20 protein-coding genes are annotated in these 19557 nt (G+C 62.7%); 12 read left to right on the forward strand and 8 right to left on the reverse strand.

The features are described from left to right. Positions 1 to 123: 123 nt before the first annotated feature. Entirely contained in the window at positions 124 to 2766 is a 2643-nt protein-coding gene (locus BM151_RS07720; RefSeq protein ID WP_090059711.1) for a glycosyltransferase family 2 protein, read from the forward strand. A gap of 6 nt (positions 2767 to 2772) precedes the next feature. Here BM151_RS07720 and BM151_RS07725 read toward each other — a convergent pair whose 3' ends face one another. Continuing rightward, positions 2773 to 3417 carry a GntR family transcriptional regulator gene (locus BM151_RS07725; RefSeq protein ID WP_090060115.1) on the reverse strand — a complete coding sequence of 215 codons (645 nt, stop codon included), beginning with the start codon at positions 3415 to 3417 and terminating at the stop codon, positions 2773 to 2775. A gap of 423 nt (positions 3418 to 3840) precedes the next feature. Between BM151_RS07725 and BM151_RS07730 the strand changes: the two genes are divergently transcribed. From BM151_RS07730 to BM151_RS07740, 3 genes are all read left to right on the forward strand, one after another. Further along, entirely contained in the window at positions 3841 to 4494 is a 654-nt protein-coding gene (locus BM151_RS07730; protein WP_090059714.1) for a pyrimidine 5'-nucleotidase, read from the forward strand. 145 nt (positions 4495 to 4639) lie between these two features. Then, a complete protein-coding gene (locus BM151_RS07735; RefSeq protein ID WP_090059716.1) occupies positions 4640 to 4870 on the forward strand; it encodes a hypothetical protein in 231 nt (76 codons plus the stop codon). A gap of 196 nt (positions 4871 to 5066) precedes the next feature. Then, entirely contained in the window at positions 5067 to 6320 is a 1254-nt protein-coding gene (locus BM151_RS07740; RefSeq protein ID WP_245781139.1) for an FAD-dependent monooxygenase, read from the forward strand. A gap of 73 nt (positions 6321 to 6393) precedes the next feature. Here the strand turns inward: BM151_RS07740 and BM151_RS07745 are convergent, their stop codons facing one another. Together BM151_RS07745 and BM151_RS07750 are read right to left on the reverse strand one after the other, a co-directional pair. Further along, the gene (locus BM151_RS07745; RefSeq protein WP_090059718.1) at positions 6394 to 7527 is read right to left on the reverse strand and encodes an aminotransferase class V-fold PLP-dependent enzyme; all 1134 of its coding nucleotides are present in this window, start codon (positions 7525 to 7527) and stop codon (positions 6394 to 6396) included. A 327-nt stretch (positions 7528 to 7854) separates the two neighbouring features. Beyond that, a complete protein-coding gene (locus BM151_RS07750; protein ID WP_245781140.1) occupies positions 7855 to 8736 on the reverse strand; it encodes a transglycosylase SLT domain-containing protein in 882 nt (293 codons plus the stop codon). A gap of 163 nt (positions 8737 to 8899) precedes the next feature. Here BM151_RS07750 and gatB point away from each other — a divergent pair, with 163 nt between their 5' ends. The 4 genes from gatB (at position 8900) to BM151_RS07770 (ending at position 11877) form a co-directional block, all read left to right on the forward strand. Further along, positions 8900 to 10417: an Asp-tRNA(Asn)/Glu-tRNA(Gln) amidotransferase subunit GatB gene (gatB, locus tag BM151_RS07755; protein WP_090059720.1), complete on the forward strand. Its 1518-nt coding sequence runs from the start codon at positions 8900 to 8902 to the stop codon at positions 10415 to 10417. A gap of 53 nt (positions 10418 to 10470) precedes the next feature. After that, positions 10471 to 10956, forward strand: coding sequence for a thioesterase family protein (locus BM151_RS07760; protein WP_090059722.1), 486 nt, complete (start codon positions 10471 to 10473; stop codon positions 10954 to 10956). 103 nt (positions 10957 to 11059) lie between these two features. Further along, entirely contained in the window at positions 11060 to 11341 is a 282-nt protein-coding gene (locus BM151_RS07765; RefSeq protein ID WP_090059724.1) for a hypothetical protein, read from the forward strand. A gap of 155 nt (positions 11342 to 11496) precedes the next feature. Further along, positions 11497 to 11877 carry a DUF4177 domain-containing protein gene (locus BM151_RS07770; protein ID WP_090059727.1) on the forward strand — a complete coding sequence of 127 codons (381 nt, stop codon included), beginning with the start codon at positions 11497 to 11499 and terminating at the stop codon, positions 11875 to 11877. A 255-nt stretch (positions 11878 to 12132) separates the two neighbouring features. Here BM151_RS07770 and BM151_RS07775 read toward each other — a convergent pair whose 3' ends face one another. Then, the gene (locus BM151_RS07775) at positions 12133 to 12405 is read right to left on the reverse strand and encodes a BolA family protein (protein WP_090060118.1); all 273 of its coding nucleotides are present in this window, start codon (positions 12403 to 12405) and stop codon (positions 12133 to 12135) included. A gap of 89 nt (positions 12406 to 12494) precedes the next feature. Here BM151_RS07775 and BM151_RS07780 point away from each other — a divergent pair, with 89 nt between their 5' ends. From BM151_RS07780 to BM151_RS07790, 3 genes are all read left to right on the forward strand, one after another. Beyond that, a complete protein-coding gene (locus tag BM151_RS07780) occupies positions 12495 to 13130 on the forward strand; it encodes a J domain-containing protein (RefSeq protein WP_090059729.1) in 636 nt (211 codons plus the stop codon). A 181-nt stretch (positions 13131 to 13311) separates the two neighbouring features. Continuing rightward, entirely contained in the window at positions 13312 to 13902 is a 591-nt protein-coding gene (locus BM151_RS07785; RefSeq protein WP_143093068.1) for a hypothetical protein, read from the forward strand. 278 nt (positions 13903 to 14180) lie between these two features. Then, on the forward strand, positions 14181 to 14690 hold the full coding sequence (locus tag BM151_RS07790; RefSeq protein ID WP_143093069.1) for a hypothetical protein: 510 nt from the start codon (positions 14181 to 14183) through the stop codon (positions 14688 to 14690). A 24-nt stretch (positions 14691 to 14714) separates the two neighbouring features. Here BM151_RS07790 and BM151_RS07795 read toward each other — a convergent pair whose 3' ends face one another. The 4 genes from BM151_RS07795 to BM151_RS07810 form a co-directional block, all read right to left on the reverse strand. Beyond that, on the reverse strand, positions 14715 to 15707 hold the full coding sequence (locus BM151_RS07795; RefSeq protein WP_090059736.1) for a DUF808 domain-containing protein: 993 nt from the start codon (positions 15705 to 15707) through the stop codon (positions 14715 to 14717). A gap of 196 nt (positions 15708 to 15903) precedes the next feature. Beyond that, positions 15904 to 16455, reverse strand: a complete 552-nt coding sequence (locus BM151_RS07800) for a fasciclin domain-containing protein (RefSeq protein ID WP_090059738.1) — start codon at positions 16453 to 16455, stop codon at positions 15904 to 15906. A 696-nt stretch (positions 16456 to 17151) separates the two neighbouring features. After that, entirely contained in the window at positions 17152 to 17859 is a 708-nt protein-coding gene (locus BM151_RS07805) for an anti-sigma factor (protein WP_090059740.1), read from the reverse strand. Next, a complete protein-coding gene (locus tag BM151_RS07810; protein WP_090059742.1) occupies positions 17856 to 18422 on the reverse strand; it encodes a sigma-70 family RNA polymerase sigma factor in 567 nt (188 codons plus the stop codon). Before BM151_RS07810 ends, BM151_RS07805 begins: the two co-directional genes overlap by 4 nt. A gap of 163 nt (positions 18423 to 18585) precedes the next feature. Here BM151_RS07810 and cobS point away from each other — a divergent pair, with 163 nt between their 5' ends. Continuing rightward, on the forward strand, positions 18586 to 19554 hold the full coding sequence (cobS, locus tag BM151_RS07815) for a cobaltochelatase subunit CobS (RefSeq protein ID WP_090059744.1): 969 nt from the start codon (positions 18586 to 18588) through the stop codon (positions 19552 to 19554). Positions 19555 to 19557 lie beyond the last annotated feature (3 nt).

Below are 19557 nucleotides of genomic sequence, written 5' to 3' on the forward strand. Positions count from 1 at the left end.
ATTAACCAGAATCACTCACCCTTAAGTTGAGAATCGAGGTGCAAACTCGCCCAAAACATCGAGCAGCCAAACAAGTAATCAAGGCCTGGACACATCCGGGGCCATGACGGGGTATGTGCTGCGATGTCCGGTGATCGACATCTTCATGACGTGATATTGAACCGGGTCGCGCTCTCACCGCTCGTGCGATCCGTCACGCCGCCGAAACCCGCCAAACGGCTCAATTCGAATCTGCTCCGCCCCCAGCCCGTTCCTTCGGGCAAAGGCAAACCGATCGGGCAGGTCCTTGTCGACATGGGGGCGCTGACGCCGGACAATCTCTTGCGCGCCAGCGCCATGCGTCAACGCGAAGACACACGGATCGGCGATATTTTCCTGGCCCATGGCATGGTCACGGAAGATGAGCTTCATCAGGCACTTGGGGCACAATACCATGCCGAGATCGCAAACCTGTCGGACATCCGGCCTGATGTCCGGCTGATCGACCGGATCGGTGCGGATGAATGCCTCCGGCGCGGCATCCTACCCTGGCGACAGGCCGGCGGCACGGTGATCATCGCCTCTTGCCGCCCCGAAGAGTTCGAGGCGGCGCTACCGGAGCTTTCCGCCCGGTTCGGACCGGTTCGCATGGCGCTGACCTCGGAAACCGCGCTCCATGAGGCGCTGCTCCATACCCGGCAACGCCGCCTCGCCGCCGCCGCCGAAACCCGGGTCGCCGCCCATGAGAGCTGTCGCGAAATGGATTTGCACAGGCTGACCCAGATGTTTTCTGCGCTCGGGGTGGCCGGGATCGTTCTGGCGCTGCTGTCACCCCTGGCCGCCGCCGTGCTGCTCATCGCATGGGCGGTTCTGACGCTTGCGGTCGCGACCGGGCTCAAGCTCGCCGCCGGCTTTGCCCAGGCCCGCACGGCCCATGACCGCAAGACCATATTCGAGGTCAAGCGCGGGATCACCCGCCTGCCGACCGTCTCGGTCATGGTGCCGCTGTTCAAGGAACGCGAGATCGCCACACGGCTGATCAAACGCCTGTCCCGGCTGAATTATCCGCGCGAGCTGTTGGACATCTGCCTCGTCGTCGAAGAAGACGATCAGGTCACCCAGGACGCCATTGCCCACACGGATATGCCGCGCTGGATGCGCCAGATCATCGTGCCGCGCGGCAGGGTAAAGACCAAGCCACGGGCGCTGAATTTCGCGCTGGATTTCTGTCGCGGATCGATCGTCGGCATTTATGACGCCGAGGATGCCCCGGAACCGGAGCAGATCCACAAGGTGGTCGCGCATTTCGCCCAGACCGGTCCCGAAGTGGCCTGTGTGCAAGGCGTTCTGGATTTCTACAACGCCCGCACCAATTGGCTGTCGCGCTGTTTCACCGTCGAATATGCGAGCTGGTTTCGAGTGATCCTGCCCGGCTATGAGCGGATGGGGCTGACCGTGCCTCTGGGCGGCACAACCCTGTTTTTTCGCCGCGACGCGATCGAGGAGCTGGGCGGTTGGGACGCGCATAATGTCACCGAAGATGCCGATCTCGGCATTCGTCTGGCGCGTCATGGCTATCGCACCGAGCTTTTGAGCACGGTGACCGAGGAAGAGGCCAATTGCCGGCTCTGGCCCTGGGTCAAACAGCGGTCGCGCTGGCTCAAAGGCTATGCCATGACCTATGCCGTGCATATGCGCCAGCCGCAAAAGCTTTGGCGCGATCTCGGACCCTGGCGCTTCTTTGGCGTTCAGGCGCTGTTTCTCGGCACGCTGAGCCAATTCATCCTCGCGCCCTTCCTCTGGTCCTTCTGGATGTTCCCCCTGGGCCTGCCGCATCCGATGCGGGCGGTGTTGCCGCATGATCTTCTGGTGGTGCTGGGCGGGATCTTCCTGTTTTCCGAAGCTGTCACCGTGGCCACCGGCATGGTCGCCACCTCGACGCGGAACCACAGATGGCTCTGGCCCTGGGTGCCGACGCTACATCTCTATTACCCGCTGGCAACGCTGGCGGCGCTGAAAGCGCTCTGGGAAATGGTGTCAAAGCCCTACTATTGGGACAAGACCACACATGGGGTGGACGATTTTGGGGTGGACGATTTCGAGTTTGCTGATGAGATACAGATCGAGGCGGCGGGGACCTTTTCCGACGGCGAGAACAGCCTCAGCCCCCTACTCACGCCCAGCTCCATCCCCGGCCCCGCCAGCCCCGGCCCGGTTCATCCCGGTCGCGATGGCGCCCCGGCACCCAGCGCGACGGAAACGACGCAGGACGGGCAGCCCCCCACGGCTCTGCCAGCCCTGTCGTTATGGTCCGAAGGGTCGGCCAGCGATGTGTTTCAGCACTTGGAAAAACGCGCCGGAGACAGGTTGCCGGAGGCGCCACGGCGTCTCACCTTCGGTCTCGACCTGGGCGGCGCACACCCCCACCCGGGGGCGCCATCTCGGCTGAGAGCGCAGCGTGATCCGGCCCCAGCCGCACAGGGCATGGAGATGACCTCCGGTGATCCATTGCCGGAACCGGAGCTCGCCCCCGCCCGGTCGCACCCCGCACCGCACGCCGCCGCAGCCATGGCGCAGAACCACCTGTCTTCTCTCGGAAAATTTTCCGGCACCCCTCTCAGCCCATATCTGCGCAAAGGCGCAAGACAGGGCACGGGACCGGACCAGCCCCAGGTCACCGCTTTTGCCGATGCGCCCGCACTGTGCCGGATCAGAGAGAGACCCGAGGAAGACCCCGCCGCTCTGCCGTTTTTGCTCGGCGCAGCGCAGCGGATCAAGCCACGTTGAGCGGGCTCAGCGGATCTTTTCGGCGTCGATCTTGAGCCGTGTGACGAAGGCCTTGGAAATATGATCCGAGAGGGCCTTATGCGCGGCATCGCCATCGCGGGCCTCGATCGCGCTGACGATCTGGTCATGTTCCTTGATCGCCTCTTCGCCGCGCCCCTCGGCGGCCAAGGAGGTGGTGGCCAGAAGCGCCATGGAGCGATGCACCAGATCGAGCTGTTGCACGAGGTATTTGTTATGCGAGGCAAGATGGATCTGTTTGTGGAAACGGCGGTTGGCGCGCGACATTTCCTCAGGATGGCCGATGAGCGCGCGGTCCTCCTCGACCATATCGCGCAGCACCCGGACCTCTTCGGGGGTGGCATGGCGCGCCGCCAAACGCGCGGCCAGCCCCTCAAGCTCGGTGCGGACCACGTAGAGATCGGCCATCTGGTTGTGATCCAGCGAGGCAACGATCAGGGACCGCCCGTCGCGGGTCAGCATGGACTGGGTCTCGAGCCGCTGCAACGCCTCGCGGATCGGCGTGCGCGAGACGCCGAACCGATCCGCCAGCTCGCTTTCGACCAGCCGGTCGCCCGGACGATAGGTCCCGGTATCGATCGCCTCGAGGATCAACTCATAGGCGTCTTTCTGGCTGACACGCGGGTCTTTCATCTCAAGGCTCTCTTTCGCTTCATCGCTTCCCGGACAGGGCAGAACCATAGACAGGCCAATGCCTTGCAATCAAGCGCTAACATCGTCGCAGACCGGGGGAAAGAGAGAGCGCAGCGAGGTTTGAGTCCATGTCGGACATTGGTCACGAGGGCGTGCGCCGGACCGTGGGCTGGCGCATCTGACATTTGAACGAAACGCTTTATCTCAGCCAACTCCGGAAAAGATCAGATCGTTGAGCAAGAATGGCAATGCGCCAGACCGGTCGTGCTGAAAGCACGCCCCCGGCGTGACACGGTCCGGCGCACGCCCGGGCAACTGCGTTGCTATTCCGGGCGGTTGCGCGAAGTTCGAACATCCCCTCCGCCTCGCAACGCCCCGCGTTCTCCCCTTGCTCCTCCCCACGCACTCACGTACCAAGCCCGCATGGTAGCCGATCAATTCTCTCACGTGAAAACCTGGGTCTTCGACCTCGACAATACACTGTACCCGCCCGAGGCGGCTTTGTTCGCACAGATCGAAGTCAAGATGACCGATTGGGTGTCGCGCGAGCTCAATGTCACGGCCTCCGAGGCCAACAGGCTGCGCGATGACTATTGGCGTCAATATGGCACCACCCTGTCGGGGATGATGGCCGAACATGGCACCGATCCCCTACCCTATCTCACCTATGTGCATGATATCGACTTTTCCGGCCTGACCCGCGATGCGGAGCTTCACGCCGCGCTCACGGCGCTGCCGGGGCGCAAGATCGTCTACACCAACGGCTCCGCCCCCTATGCCGAACGCGTTCTCGAAGCGCGCGGGCTGACCGGGATTTTCAACGCGGTCTATGGCATCGAACACGCGGATTTTCACCCCAAGCCAGAGGCGGAAGCCTTTGACACCGTCTTGGGCAAGGATGGCGTCGCGCCGCGGGCTGCCGCGATGTTCGAGGATGATCCGCGCAATCTCGAAGTGCCGCACAAGCTCGGCATGAAGACCGTGCATGTCGCGCCGTCGCCGCTGGACCCGCCGGCGCCGCATATTCAGCATCACACCAATGATCTGGCCGCTTTCCTGCGCGCGCTGATGGCGTAAGCCCCACGGGGCGCGGGTGCGCGGCGTTTTGCCCTGCGTCAAACTGTCTAGGTGACCACCTGAGCCGCGGTTTCGTATCAAGGCCGGAACCAAAACCCGCGCCGCAAAAACGCGCGAAAACCGCATAACGCCACGGAGCACGCACATGACTGACGCCACCTTTGCATCGACCGCAGCCGTAGAGTCCCACGACCACCACGAAGACGGCATTGCCACCCCGCGCGGCGTGGCCCTGTTCCTGCTCTTCGTTGTCGCCGCACTTTCCGCCGTGGCCTACGGCGTGTTCACCATCGGGCCGTGGGTGCTCGGCCTGACCGCCCTGGCTTTCGTGCCGGTGATCTACCTCACGCTGATCCTGCTGACCACCGGTCGCTGAGACAGCCTAAGGGGAAAGAGCTGATCTCAGCTGCGCTGAGACAGCCTAAGGGCGAATAGCTGATCTCAGCTGCGCTGAGACAGCCTAAGGGCGAATAGCTGATCTCAGCTGCGCTGAGACAGCCTGTCCCTTTTACAAACCTCTCTTTTGCGCCTATCTCTTGCGAAGCACCGCAGCTGGCGCAAAGGAGATGCACATGGCCGACCGCAATTCCCCGACGAGCCCCATCAAGGGGACAGATGTCGAGATGCAGAATGTCGATGTGCTCGTCTCCGGTGGCGGCATTGCAGGATTGATTGCGGCGGCGGCCTTTGGCGCATCCGGCTTCAAGACCCTGATGGTCGACCCAAGCCAGCCGATCATCACCGGTGACGAGGCCGGGTCGGATCTTCGCTCCACTGCCTTTCTGCGCCCGGCGCGCGATCTGTTCAAACGCATCGGCATCTGGGAGGCTCTGGAGCCTCATGCCACACCTCTGGACTCCTTGAAGATTGTCGACACGGTGACCGGCGATGCCGGCCAGCCGGAGATCCGCACCGAGCGGCAATTCGACGGCCGTGAGACCGGCGACGAGCCTTTCGGCTGGAATTTCCTCAATTGGGTGATCCGTCGCGAACTGGCCCGCGCCGTGCCGGAGATCAAAAATGTCACGCTGCGCTACGGGGTCGGCTTCAAGAACCTCCTGACCCGCACCGATGAGGCGCTGGTGACGCTCTCGGATGGCAGCCGCATCCGTGCCAAATTGGTGATTGCCGCCGACGGCCGCAACAGCCCGGTGCGCGAGGCCGCCGGCATCGGCGTCAAGACCACCCGCTACGGCCAGAAATCCCTGGCGTTTACCGCCACGCATGAGTTGCCGCATCACAATATCTCGACCGAGATCTACCGCGAGGGCGGGCCGTTCACCATGGTGCCGCTGCCGGATGTCGACGGCAAACCGGCCTCGGCCATCGTCTGGATGAACCCGGGCGCCTATGCGACCGAGCTTCTGCACATGGACGAAGAGGCGTTCAACGCCACCATGACCGCGCGCTCCGCCGGGCTGTTCGGCAAGCTGGAGCTGGCCTCGGGGCGCGGCATCTTCCCGATCATCACGCGTTTGGCGGAAAGCCTGTCGTCCGAACGCGTGGCGGTGATCGCCGAAGCCGCGCATGTGCTGCCGCCGATCGGGGCGCAGGGGCTCAACACCTCCTTGAACGATCTGGCGGAACTTCTGGAACTCTCGGAGGCGCATCGCGGTGAGCTCGGGTGCCGGACCATGCTCGACAGTTACGCCCGCACCCGCCATCGCGACATCGCCACCCGCGCGCGCGTTGTCGACGTGTTCAACCGTGTGGTGCGCTCTGAAGACGAGGTGCTCCGCGCCGTGCGGCTTCTGGGGCTCAAGGCGGTGCACGACCTGAAACCGGTGCGTCGCAAGGTGATGGAAGCGGGTCTCGGGCCGATCTGACCCGAAGCCCCCCGCGAAAACAGAAAACGGCGCGAAACATGCTCGCGCCGTTTCTTTTTTTGAGCGGGGCGGTTTAGCTCGCCAACACCTCGTCCAGTGCCGCTTCGAGCCGCGCCACGGTGGCATCCACGTCATAGAGCTTGTCCAACCCGAACAGCCCAAGACGGAAGGTCGAGAAGCCTTCGCCCTCGTCGCATTGCAACGGCACGCCGGCGGCGATCTGTACGCCATGGGCGGCAAAGGCGGCGCCGGTCTTGATCGCGGGATCATCTGTGTAGCTCACCACCACGCCCGGCGCTTCGACGCCTTCGGCGGCGACGGATTTGAAGCCCCGCTCGGCCAGGAGATGCCGGACCCGGCGGCCCAGCTCCCATTGCGCCTCGGAGAGCTTGTGGAAACCAAACTCTTTCGCCTCCAGCATGGCGTCGCGCATGGCGCGCAGCGCGTCCGTCGGCATGGTGGCGTGATAGGCGTGACCGCCGCCGGTATAGGCCTCCATGATCGTCAGCCATTTGCCGAGATCCACCGCGAAAGACGAGCTTTGCCGCGATTTGACCAGGTCGAGCCCCTTCTCGGAGAGCATCACCAGACCGGCAGAGGGCTGGGCCGACCAGCCCTTTTGCGGTGCGGAAATCAAGATATCGACACCGGTAGCTTTCATATCCACCCAGGCACAGCCGGAGGCGATACAATCGAGGACCATCACGCCACCTTCGGCGTGAACCGCTTCCGCGAGCGCATGGATATAGGCATCGGGCAGGATCATGCCCGAGGCGGTCTCGACATGCGGCGCAAAGACGGCGGCGGGTTTCAGCTCGTGGATCTTTGCCACGGCTTCCTCAAGGGGCGCCGGCAGGAAACCGGCATTGGGTTCATTGCCGGTCCGGCGGGCCTTCATCACGGTCTGCGAGGCCGGAATGTTCCCCGCCTCGAAAATCTGCGACCAGCGGAAGGAGAAGAAGCCGTTGCGGATCACCATCACGTCTTCGCCACCGGCGATCTGACGCGCCACGGCCTCCATCGCGTAGGTGCCGCCGCCGGGAACCACCACCGCGCTGTCGGCGTGATAGACCTCACAAAGCGTGTCGTGAATGTCGTTCATCACGCCCTGGAAGGCTTTCGACATGTGATTGAGCGAACGGTCGGTGAACACGACGGAAAATTCGAGCAGACCATCGGGGTCGATATCGGTGCGAAGTGCGGGCATGAGGTCCTCCTCCTCTCTGGGAACATCTCTGACAAACGCTGCGGGAACAGCCATATTCACACGCACGAAGACGTACAAGTCTCAGAAAAATATGAACAAGGCGCAATTGCAACGGGACACTCGGCCGCAAGCATCAGCCGTGTACCGCGCCAGAAGACCATCGGAGCAGGCAAAACACAAGCGGCCAAACTCAGTGCAAAGGACTTGTGCGGAGGGAGGGTCTTAAACAGGCGCGACCGACACTGTCAGGCCGGGACAGCCAAAGCGACGAAACCGCTGCCCCCACAGGACCCCAGACAGAGGATTGAGACCGGACCCGAAAGGCGATCAGAAAGGCCGGCTAAGCGGTATTTCGGGCGCCTCGAGCCGCGGATCGGCAAAGGCTTCGATCACCGGAAGCACCGGGATTTCTGGCATTGGTGGTGCCATGCTGCCCGGGCGCGCCACCGGAATGGGCGAAGACGTCAACATCGGACGACAGAACGGCTGCGCCGCCAGCCAGCGCCGCATATCTTCGCGTTTGCGTTCGGAATGGAACGGCCCCCAATCGGCGGCGACGCCGCGCATGCCCCGGCTGACCACCTGATCGCGCGCCACCGTGCGATTCATGATCCGCACGGCGCAGGACAGGTTCATTTCGCCATTCTTGAGCGCCTCACCCGTGCCCGCCTGGCATTTGTAGAGCCGTGCCGTGGGCGGCGCGATCTGCACCAGCCCGTACCAAAGCCCGCCGCCGCCGACGGCCGTTTCGCGCCAGGTGCTTTCGTGGTAGGACAGCGTCGAGAGAAGCCCGGACCAGAACGCCGCCCGGCCATTGGCATCCTGGCTCCGGTAGCCCGGGCACCAGCTGTCGATATCCTGCGGCACGGTTCTCACCAGTGCCTGACCATGGCTCGCCACCGCCTTCATGGCGCTGCGGGTCCAGGCCGGGCCTTTGCTCTGGCTCTTCCAGCGCAGCTTCGGCATCTTGATTTCATAGGGACGCGGCAATGGCCGCGGGCTCGCGAGCACCGGATGGGTAAAGGCCGGCGCGGTCATGGTCGACAGCACGGAGGGGGCGGGCTTTGATACGGTCTCGGATGTCGTCTGAACCGGGGTCGTCTCATCCGCGGCCAGAGCCGGGAGCGCCACGAGGCTCACCCCGCTTGCGGCCAGTGTCGCACAAAGCGCAATGGCAAGCTTGTCCGCTCGTTTGAAAGAAACCCGCATCACACCGCCCATCACCACAGCACCCCAGATGGGCCACCCCGGCCCAATCTCCAAATCCCGCCTATAATGCCCGCTGGGCGCCGCTTTGCAAAGTCGCCCTCTTGCCCCTCGGCAAGAGAGCGCCTAGAACGCCAGAAAGCCAGACCAGATCAGGACAATGCGCATGCTCGACCATCTCGAATATTCCGCACCGAAAGTGAAAGTGATTTCCGGGGCGAAAGAAGACTGGGAACTCGTCATCGGGATGGAGATCCACGCGCAGGTTTCCTCCGAAGCCAAGCTGTTCTCCGGCGCCTCGACCCAATTCGGCAATGAGCCGAACTCGAACGTCTCCTTCGTCGATGCCGCCATGCCGGGCATGCTGCCGGTGATCAACGAATATTGCGTCGAACAGGCGGTGCGCACGGGGCTCGGGCTCAAGGCCGATATCAACCTGTTCTCGGCCTTTGACCGCAAGAACTATTTCTACCCCGACCTGCCGCAGGGCTATCAGATTTCGCAGCTCTACCACCCGATCGTCGGCGAGGGCGAGGTGGTCGTCGACATGGAGCCGGGCGTGGCCCGCAAGGTCCGCATCGAGCGCATCCACCTGGAGCAGGACGCCGGCAAATCGATCCATGACATGGACCCGACCATGTCCTTTGTCGATTTGAACCGCACCGGTGTGGCGCTGATGGAAATCGTCTCGCGCCCGGACATTCGTGGCCCGGAAGAGGCCGCCGCCTATGTGCTGAAACTGCGTCAGATCCTGCGCTATCTGGGCACCTGCGATGGCAATATGCAGAACGGCAACCTGCGCGCCGACGTGAACGTCTCGGTCTGCCGTCCGGGCCAATACGAGAAATACCAGGAAACCCAGGATTTCTCGCATCTGGGCACCCGCTGCGAGATCAAGAACATGAACTCGACCCGTTTCATCCAGCAGGCGATCGATTACGAGGCGCGTCGCCAGATCGCCATTCTCGAGGATGGCGGCTCGATCGATCAGGAAACCCGTCTCTATGACGCGGTGAAGGGCGAGACACGGTCGATGCGCTCGAAAGAAGAAGCGCATGACTATCGCTATTTCCCCTGCCCCGATCTCCTGCCGCTGGAGATCGAACAGACCTGGGTGGACGATATCGCCAAGACCCTGCCGGAGCTGCCGGACGAGAAGAAAGCCCGTTTCGTCAAGGGCTTCGGCCTTTCGGAATATGACGCGGGCGTGCTGACCGCCGAGACCGAAAACGCCGATTTCTTCGAGAAAGTCGTGGTGACCGGCGAGGATGGCAAGCTCTCCGCCAATTGGGTGATCAACGAGCTGTTCGGCCGCCTGAAGAAGGAAGGCCATGAGATCACCGAGAGCCCGGTCAGCCCGGCGCAGCTCGGTCAGATCGTCAAACTGATCAAATCCGACACGATCTCCGGCAAGATCGCCAAGGACGTGTTCGAGATCTGTTACACCACCGGCCGCGATCCGGAAGAGATCGTCGAAACCGAGGGCATGAAACAGGTCACCGATACCGGCGCCATCGAGGCCGCCGTCGATGCGGTGATCGCCGCCAACCCGGATCAGGTCGAGAAGGCGAAACAGAACCCGAAACTGGCGGGCTGGTTCGTCGGTCAGGTGATGAAAGCCTCAAAAGGCAAGGCCAACCCGAAAGCGGTGGACGAGCTGGTCAAGGCCAAGCTCGGGCTCTGAGACCCAAAGCCGACCCCAGCGGGTCGGCTTTTTTCATTTCCGGAGGCTTTAACATGCCCCTCCCCGCCCCGCATATCTCCTCGGTGATTGAGGTCCGTCCCGAATGGGTGGACTATAACGGCCATATCAACATGGCCTATTACGCGGTGATCATGGATCAGGGCGGCGACCAGATGTACCCGCTTCTGGGGCTGGGCGAGACCTATGCCAAGGCCAAGCGCCACACCACCTACACCGCCGAGGTGCATATCTGTTACAAGCGCGAGCTGAAACTGGGCGATGAGGTGCGGGTGCGCACGCAGATGCTGGATTTCGACGCCAAGCGCATGGTGCTGTTTCACGAGATCCGACACGAGGACGGCTGGATCGCCGCCACCGCCGAGGAGCTCTTGCTGCATATCGACATGTCCGGACCGCGCGTCGTGCCCTTTCCGGAAGAGATCCGGGAAAAGCTCGCCGCGATGAAACAGGCGCATGAGGTCCTGCCACGCCCGTCCCAGGCCGGGCGGTCGATCTCGCTCAAGAATTCGGCGGCCTGAGACGGTCAACCCTCTGTCGAGGCGCAGTTTTCCACTCTGCAAAAGCGTCAATCCTCCATTAACGCGCCCGCCGATATGATGGTCCCAGTCAAAGGAGGCCCTCATGTCCCATTACGAGTATAAAGCCATCCCGGCCCCGCATGATGGCGAGGCCACCTATTCCGCCCAGACGCCCGAGGCGCGGCTGGCCGAAGCCCTGACCGTGCGGCTCAACGCCATGGCGGCGGATGGCTGGACCTACCTGCGCAGCGACGCCTTTCATCTGCATGGCGCCAAGGGCAAACAGGATGTGCTGATCTTCCGTCGGGAAACCGATTACGGGATATTCCATGGCGACAGGCCGGATTATGGCAAGTTCGACCCCGAGGAAGCCACCGGCACCTGAGGAAAAAGACCCAGGGCGTCAGCTGAGCAGGAAACCGCGTCCCGGGAGATCGCGCCCCCCGCACCGGCCGCCATGGCTTGACCCGCCGGTCTCATCCGCTAAACCTCTGCCAAAGATCACAAGGCCGCGCGTCGCGGCTGGCAAAGGAGTGGCCGATGCCCCGCTACGAATATCTCACCGTCCCCGCACCGCGCAAAGGCGAGAAGGCCAAAGGCGTGAAAAGCGCCGAAGCCCGGATCGCCCAGGCGATGCAAAGCGTGCTGAATGAAAAGGGCGCAGAGGGCTGGGACTATCTGCGGGCCGACCTTCTGCCGATGGAGGAACGCGCCGGGATCACCTCGAAAACGGTGAATTACCACACGGTTCTGGTGTTCCGCCGCGAGCTGGCCGTCGAGACCGAGGGGCGTGTTTTCGGCGCCTATCCGGATCTTGAAGAACCGCAGGAAGAGGGGACAGAGACCGAAGAGGCCGGGGAAGAGGCGACAGCCCCTGCCCGACCGGTGCTGCGCGCCGAGAAGACCCTGCCGGAGGAGTAAGACCGAAGGGCGGGAAAGAGGCCAAGGCGGACGTTCGAGCGATGAGCGCCTGCGCAGGCCCGTGGGTGAGCGCCGAGCCTTCAGAGGACATCACTTTATACTTGCCAAATCCGTGAAACTTCAATGCGTTGTGCGCGGCTGGCAATGCGCTTGCCCGCCGGGACGGGCCAGCGCAGGCGCGGTGGCTTCGCCTTGTTCCGCGCCAGATGTATTCCGTTCGAACGTCCGCTCCGCCCGCAAAGCGGACTTCAACACTCACCCATCCAGATCGAGCGCCAGCGCGTGGATGCGAGGCACCAGATCGCCCAGCGCCTTGTGCACCATGCGGTGACGCGCCACGCGGCTTTGACCGGCAAAGGCATCCGCGCGGATCAGCACGTTGAAATGGGTCTCGCCAGAGGCCCCCGCCTTGCCCATTTCCCGGACCCCCGCATGGCCGGCGTGCCGCCCACTGTCATCCTCGATGATCAGCTCGCGCGGCGCGAAAGCCTCGCGCAAACGTATCTCCATTTGATCGGCGATTTTCATCTCATTGCACATTTCCGGCCCCCCGGCCCTTTTCCATTTTCCCGATATCATCTAAAGTCTTGCGTCCGAGTCGAAAAGGTTGAGGCAGCATGGATAAGAAAGATCCTTTCGGTTTTGATATGTCGGTGTCTTCCGCGAAGAAAAACAAACGCGGCGGTCGCAGAGGCATGTCTGGAGCGTTCGAAACCTCCAAGCGAAAATGCGAATGGGACGGCTGTAGCGAGGCCGGACAATATCGCGCACCGCGCTCTCCGGATCATCTGGACGAGTACAAATGGTTCTGCAAAGACCATGTGCGTGAATATAATCTGAAGTGGAATTTCTTCACCAACGCCAGTGAAGAGGAAATGGACGCGGCCTATAAATCGTCGCAGACCGGAGATCGTCCGACCAAACCCTTTGGCCGCAAATCGGTGGAGCAACGCGCCTGGGAGCGCCTCGGCATCGACGATGCCCATGAGGTTCTGGGCGAGAATGCCACGCGCAATCCGGGCAAGTCGGACCCCTCCGCACCGACCCGCAAATTGCCGCCGGTGGAGCGTCAGGCGATCGAGATCCTCGAAGCCAAGGATCATTGGACCAAGGCCGAGATCAAGAAACAGTATCGCGCGCTGATCAAGGTGCTGCACCCGGATGTGAACGGCGGCGACCGCTCGCAGGAAGAACAGCTGCAGCAGGTGGTCTGGGCCTGGGATCAGCTCAAGGAGAGCCGCTGGTTCAAATGAGCCGGCGCCTCGGGCACAACTCAGTGCCCGTATCGCATCGCGTCACATCCCAGCATCGCGACACATCAAAGCGACCCCGGCATCTCGCGGTGCAGGGGTCAATTTTTTGGTAAGGTTCCCGCGCTATCAATCCTGTCCGGGGCAGCGCAGGTGACAGCCCCGCAAAGGGTAGTGGGGTCACATGTTCACAGCACAGGCACAAGCCAGATTATGGGAAACCATGATGCGTCTGTCGGTCAGCGCCAATGCGCTGATCTGTGGCTATGTCACCTCCTATGACGGGCTGTCCAAGGAACTCGGCCCCGGCCAGGCGATCATCCTGTTGTTGTTGGCGGCCACAACGGGGGCGCTCATCGCGCCGATGTTCAAACGCAGCTGGGCCGCCAATCTCTGGCATCTGCTCTGGGCCTCGATCATCACCACGATCCTCGCCGCAGCGATGACACTCGGGCTGCATCTTCTGTTCACCTCCTTGTTTTTCGGCCAGGAAATCGTGGCGCTGAAGACACTTCCGGCGACCATGCTCTCGGGCGCGATCCTCGCCCCTCTGGCCATCATCGGACATCTGCAAGGGTTGATGATCTGGTTCGGCTTCACCGCGCTTGGTGGCTGGCTGGCGCGCAAATCGGAGACCAAGGCCACGGAGGCTGCGACCGAGGGGGCGGAAAGGCGCCTGTCCGATCAGGACTATCGCGATCTTCCGGTCTCGCTGCGCGAGGCCCCGCCACGCCGCTCCCGCAAACGCGCGAAATCAACATTCGAACGCGGCTGAGCGGAGCGCATCTCGGCGATTATACGCGCTCCGCTCTCCCGATCTCCCCCAATGGCAGCCCTTCGGCTCCGCCCCGGGCAACATTCTGGTAAGAAAACCTGCTTAATCTAGGTCGACGCTGCGGCACTCAGAAAACGCGCGTCGGGGAGCGGTCGCTTCGATCACCGGATGATCTCGGAGGCGAGGTTGTCGGAGGATCATGAAAAGCCGTCTCCTGTTGGTTTGGGAAAGTCTTGGTCATGGAAAGTCACATGTGGCGCGTGTTCGGAAGACACGAGATGCCGCAAAACAGTCGAAAGGCAGAGACGCCCTCCCCCGGATGGCTGTGGCAAATCGCTTATATTTTTTCCTTCATCGCCACCAGCAGCCTGTGCCTGCTCACGGCCGTTTATGGCACGTTTGCCCGCACCATCGGTCACGACGCGGCGACATTGCTGACCGTGACGGCGGTCATCGCAACCACCTTGATCGGCCCGAAATTTCGGCATTTCTGGGCCTCCGGCCCCGTCCATGTGATCTGGGCCGGGTTGATCACCTCGTTTCTCGCCTCGGGCACCGCACTTTGCGTCACGCAACTGGCCCAGGTGTTCTTTGAAGGCGACCCGGCACTGGGGCTCGTGTCCCTGCCGGTGACCTTCGCCTCGGCGGCGTTTCTGGTGCCGATCTCGCTCTATTCGAACCCGCCGACCATTCTGATCTGGCTGGGGGGCAGCTTCGTCACCTCTTATTGCGCCCGCCGGATCACCCGGCTCGAACGGCTCAGAGAGGAGCATGGCAACAAGGGTTGAGCCCCGCGCCGCAGCCGCGCCACCTCAATGCGCGGTGTCCGCCTTGGCCTTGCCACTGAGCACCCGGATCAGCGGATTGATCAGCCGGGCCACGATCGGGATCAGGATCAGCCCGTAGATCAGCCCGAACACCCCGTCGAAAAACGCGGTCACCGCCCAGGCGACAGCGCCCGCAGCGCCTTCGAACGCCGTCTCGACACTGTGCGCGGCGGCCTCGGCGATGTCATGGATTCCCTCATAGGGTTGCGCCATGCCAAGCGTGTGCAGCCCGTGGATCACGATGGAGCCACCGACCCAGATCATCGCCGCCGTGCCGACGATCATCAAAAGCTTCATCAGGACCGGCATGAACCGCACCAGACCACGGCCCAGCGCCCGGGTGGCCGCAAGCCGCCCGACACGCGCCAGCCAGAGCCCGAAATCGTCGGCTTTGACGATCAGGGCGACAGAGCCGTAGACCACCACGGTGATGATGATGCCGGCGAGCGCCAGGGCACCGGCCTGAAACCAGATCGGCTGATCGGCATCGAGCGCCGCAAGGATGATGGTCATGATCTCGGCCGAGAGGATGAAATCGGTCTTCACCGCCCCCGCCACCTTTTGCTCTTCGAGATGGCCGGGATCGCCCTCGTCCTCCCTGTGCCCGTCGGCATGGGGCGCATGGGGCTTGAACAGGTGATAGACCTTCTCCGCCCCTTCGAAACAGAGATACGATCCGCCAAGCATCAGCAAGGGCGTGATCAGCCACGGCGCAAAGCTCGCGAGAATGAGCGCCAGTGGCAGCAGGATCAAAAGCTTGTTGCGGATCGAGCCCAGCGCGATCTTGCCAACGATGGGCAATTCGCGCGCCGGCGAGAACCCGTGCAGGTATTTCGGTGTGACGGCGGCATCGTCGATCACCGCCCCCGCCGCCTTGGTCGAGGCCTTGACCGCCTGCCCCGCCACATCATCCACCGAGGCGGCCGCGATCTTTGCGATCCCCGCCACATCATCCAAGAGTGCCAAAAGGCCGCTCATCGCCGATCCCTTTCTGTCCGTTTCCCCGCACAGTACGGGGCTTCGCCGGTCAGGCAAAGGGGCGAAAACGGGGAATATTGCCGCGCGCCGATCAGATCACCTCTCCCGGAGCGATCGGCCCGCAAAAAAGGGGGCGCAACCGCCCCCTTTCGCTCCGGCATGACACAGGCCTGTCGGAGATCTGCCGTCGCTGGCTTTACATCGCCGGCAAAAGCACCTTGTCGATGACATGGATGACGCCGTTGGACTGTTCCACATCCGCGATGGTCACATGGGCGACATTGCCATTCTCGTCTTCGATCATGATCTTGTCGCCGTCATAGGTGGCCTGAAGCATACAGCCGCCGACCGTCGGCACGGGATGTTTGCCGCCATCATCGTCAATCATGCCCTTGATCGCGTTCGACATCGCATCGGCGGCCACCACGTGACAGGTGAGGATCTTGGTGAGCTGATCCTTGCTTTCCGGCTTCAGCAGGGTGTCGACCGTGCCGGCGGGCAGCGCATCAAAGGCGGCATTGGTCGGCGCGAAGACGGTAAACGGCCCCTCGCCCGACAGGGTTTCGACCAGACCCGCGGCTTTCACCGCCGCAACCAGCGTCGTGTGATCGGCGGAGTTCACGGCATTTTCGACAATGGTCTTGTCGGCATACATCGGCGCGCCCCCGACCGTCGGGTTGGCGGCAAAAGCGGTGCCCGCGAAGAAGGCAGCGGCGGTCAGAGTCGTGGCGAAATGTGCGATTTTCATTTTGGTCTCTCCATTGGTTTCACTGCACCGGGGCGTTTGCCCTGGTTGCAGGGAGTCACGGAGAGGCGACGGCAGGAGTTTCAAAAAATCTGCACACATTGCCATCACAGGCGCGTGAAGATTTTCAACACCATGTTTCCAAATGGAAAATATACGATCCCTGCGGTCGAACATCGTGCATCTTTGAGACTACGCTGCGGATTTTTGAGCCTTGTCAGGCGGCCGCGTCAGGCAATCTGGCCCCACCCCTCAAGCATTTGCGACCCAAACCGGATCTTCGACGGGGGAGGCACGCGAGGGTCCGTAGCGCAGGACTTTTCTGCTGTTCGAACGAAGTTCTATCAGGCGCGGAACAAGGCGAAGCCGCCGCGCCTGCGCTGGCCCGTCCCGGCGGGCGAGCGCATTTTCATCCGCGTACAACGGATTGAAGTTTCTCGGATTTGGCAGGCATAAAGTGCAGACCACTCAGCTTATGGCACTCCCCCACGGGCCAGCGCACGCCCTCGTGCCCAACGTCCGCCTTGGACTCACAGCCGACCTTCGCCGCACGAAGCACAAACGGCAGCTTCCCCTTACCATATGCGACCATATACGCTCTGGGTCAGGGTCCTGACCGGTAAGCCAGCTTCGTCAGACAGACAACATCCACAGCAGAAAGACGATCATGAAGCCCGAGGTGCCGGCTGAGCTCTGCTATCAGATCGCCTCAAGCGGCCCGGCGGCACGCAGATCGCCCGTCGGCACGCCACCTGGCGCGCCCCCCGGCGGCTCGTCGGTGATGGCAAACAGCGCCCCCGCCATCCGTTCGGCATAGGCGGTGGACACCACCATAGGTCCGCTCTCCGGCATCACACCGAGAGAAATCGGCGCTTCGCCATCGAAAATCAGCCAAAGCTCGAGCACCCGACCGCTCGGGGTCGCCCCGGCTTCGCGATCGAGCGAGACGGTGCCATCTTGATGATAGGTGGCACGGATGCGCAGGTCGAACCCTTCGGTCGCCGCCATCTCGACAGTATAGAGCGCCGGGTTCTCCACCTGCCGGGGCGCCCCGACGCCAAGCCAAACCGCCAAGACCAAGGCCGCCGCAACCAGACCGCCGCCCAGAGCAAGCCCCGGAGCGATCCGAGAACGCAGCCGGGCCCAGAGACCTAGGCGCGCCTGATCCGAGGCCTCGAACAGCGCCGCCTCGATCGCAAGCTTGAGCCGCGCGGGGGGATCTTCGGGCGTGATGTCTTCTGCAAGGCTGGCGAAATGCGCTTCCCAGACGCGCAGACGCGCAACCAAAGCGGGCTCCGAGGCAAGGCGGGCTTCGAAAGCGGATTTCTCCGCACCCTCGAGCAGCCCGAGCGCGTATTCCGCAGCCAGGCTCTCGTCAGGGGGCATTTCGTCATGCACATCGCTCATTGGCTCAGGCAGTCCTTCAGTTTCATCAGGCTGCGACGCAGCCAGGTTCGCATCGTATTCATCGGCACATCAAACCGCTCGGCAAGCTCGGCATAGGTCTGACCGTCGAGATAGGCCCCGCGCACGGCGGCGGCCCGGTCGGCCTCCAGCTCGTCGAGGCAAAGCGCGATGGCCCGTGCCTCGCCTTTTGCCGCCACCTGTGCCTCAGGGCCGGGGTCGGGAGAGGCCATGCGTTCGAGCACGCCGTCCTCGCCCGCCCCTCCCTCGGCCCCTCTGCGCACCCCGCTCTGGCGGGCACGCAGCCGGTCGATGGCGCGATTGCGGGCAATGGTGATCAGCCAGGTCATCGGGCTCAACCCGTTGGACCGGTAGCGCCCGGCGCCGCGCCAGATCCGGATATAGACCTCTTGCAGAACGTCTTCTGCTTCGGCCCGGTCTTTCAAGACACGCAGGCAGGTGCCGAAAAGTTTCGCAGAGGTCGCATCGTAGAGTGCAGAAAAGGCCGCGCGATCACCGAGCGCAATCCGCGATATCCAGTTTTCGATGTCGATTCGGTCCGGCATCAGTCCCCCGCCATTTGCCAGAGGGTGACACGCCTGCCCCGGACTTGACCACCCCTGAGCAAACATGAACAGGCCTGCGACAGGCCGGGGCCTTGCACCCGCGACAGATATGGGGCACGAAGTCAGGTGAGAAACGAAACCCTTTGAGTGAACGGGCAAGATCATGGACGCGAACGCAAAACCCACCGAAGTCATTTCAGTCCGCGATGTCTTTGGCATCGACACCGACATGACGGTGAAAGGCTTTGCCGAGCCCTCCGACCGCGTGCCCGAACTGGACCCGACCTACAAGTTCGACCCGGACACCACGATGGCGATCCTCGCGGGCTTCAGCCACAATCGCCGGGTGATGATCCAGGGCTATCACGGCACCGGCAAATCGACCCATATCGAACAGGTGGCTTCGCGCCTCAACTGGCCCTCGGTGCGCGTCAACCTCGACAGCCACATCTCGCGGATCGACCTGATCGGCAAGGATGCGATCAAACTCAAGGATGGCAAACAGGTCACCGAGTTCCAGGAAGGCATCCTGCCCTGGGCGCTCCGCAACCCCTGCGCCATCGTGTTCGACGAATATGACGCCGGCCGCGCCGACGTGATGTTCGTGATCCAGCGGGTGCTGGAACATGACGGCAAGCTCACCTTGATGGACCAGAACGAGGTGATCACGCCGAACCCGTATTTCCGGCTGTTTGCCACCGCCAACACCGTGGGTCTCGGCGACACCACCGGGCTTTACCACGGCACGCAACAGATCAACCAGGCGCAGATGGACCGCTGGAGCCTTGTGGCGACGCTGAACTACCTGAGCCATGACGCGGAATCGAACATCGTCCTGTCGAAAGCGCCGCATTACAACACCGAGAAGGGCCGCAAGCAGATCAGTCAGATGGTCACCGTCGCCGATCTCACCCGCACCGCTTTCATGAACGGCGATCTGTCGACCGTGATGTCGCCGCGGACCGTGATCACCTGGGCGCAGAATGCCGAGATCTTCCGCGATATCGGCTATGCCTTCCGCCTCACCTTCCTCAATAAATGCGATGAGCTGGAGCGTCAGACCGTGGCCGAGTTCTACCAGCGCTGTTTCGACGAGGAACTGCCCGAGTCGGCGGCCTCTGTCGCGGGCTGAGCC

Source organism: Celeribacter neptunius, from assembly GCF_900113955.1.
GTDB lineage: Bacteria > Pseudomonadota > Alphaproteobacteria > Rhodobacterales > Rhodobacteraceae > Celeribacter > Celeribacter neptunius.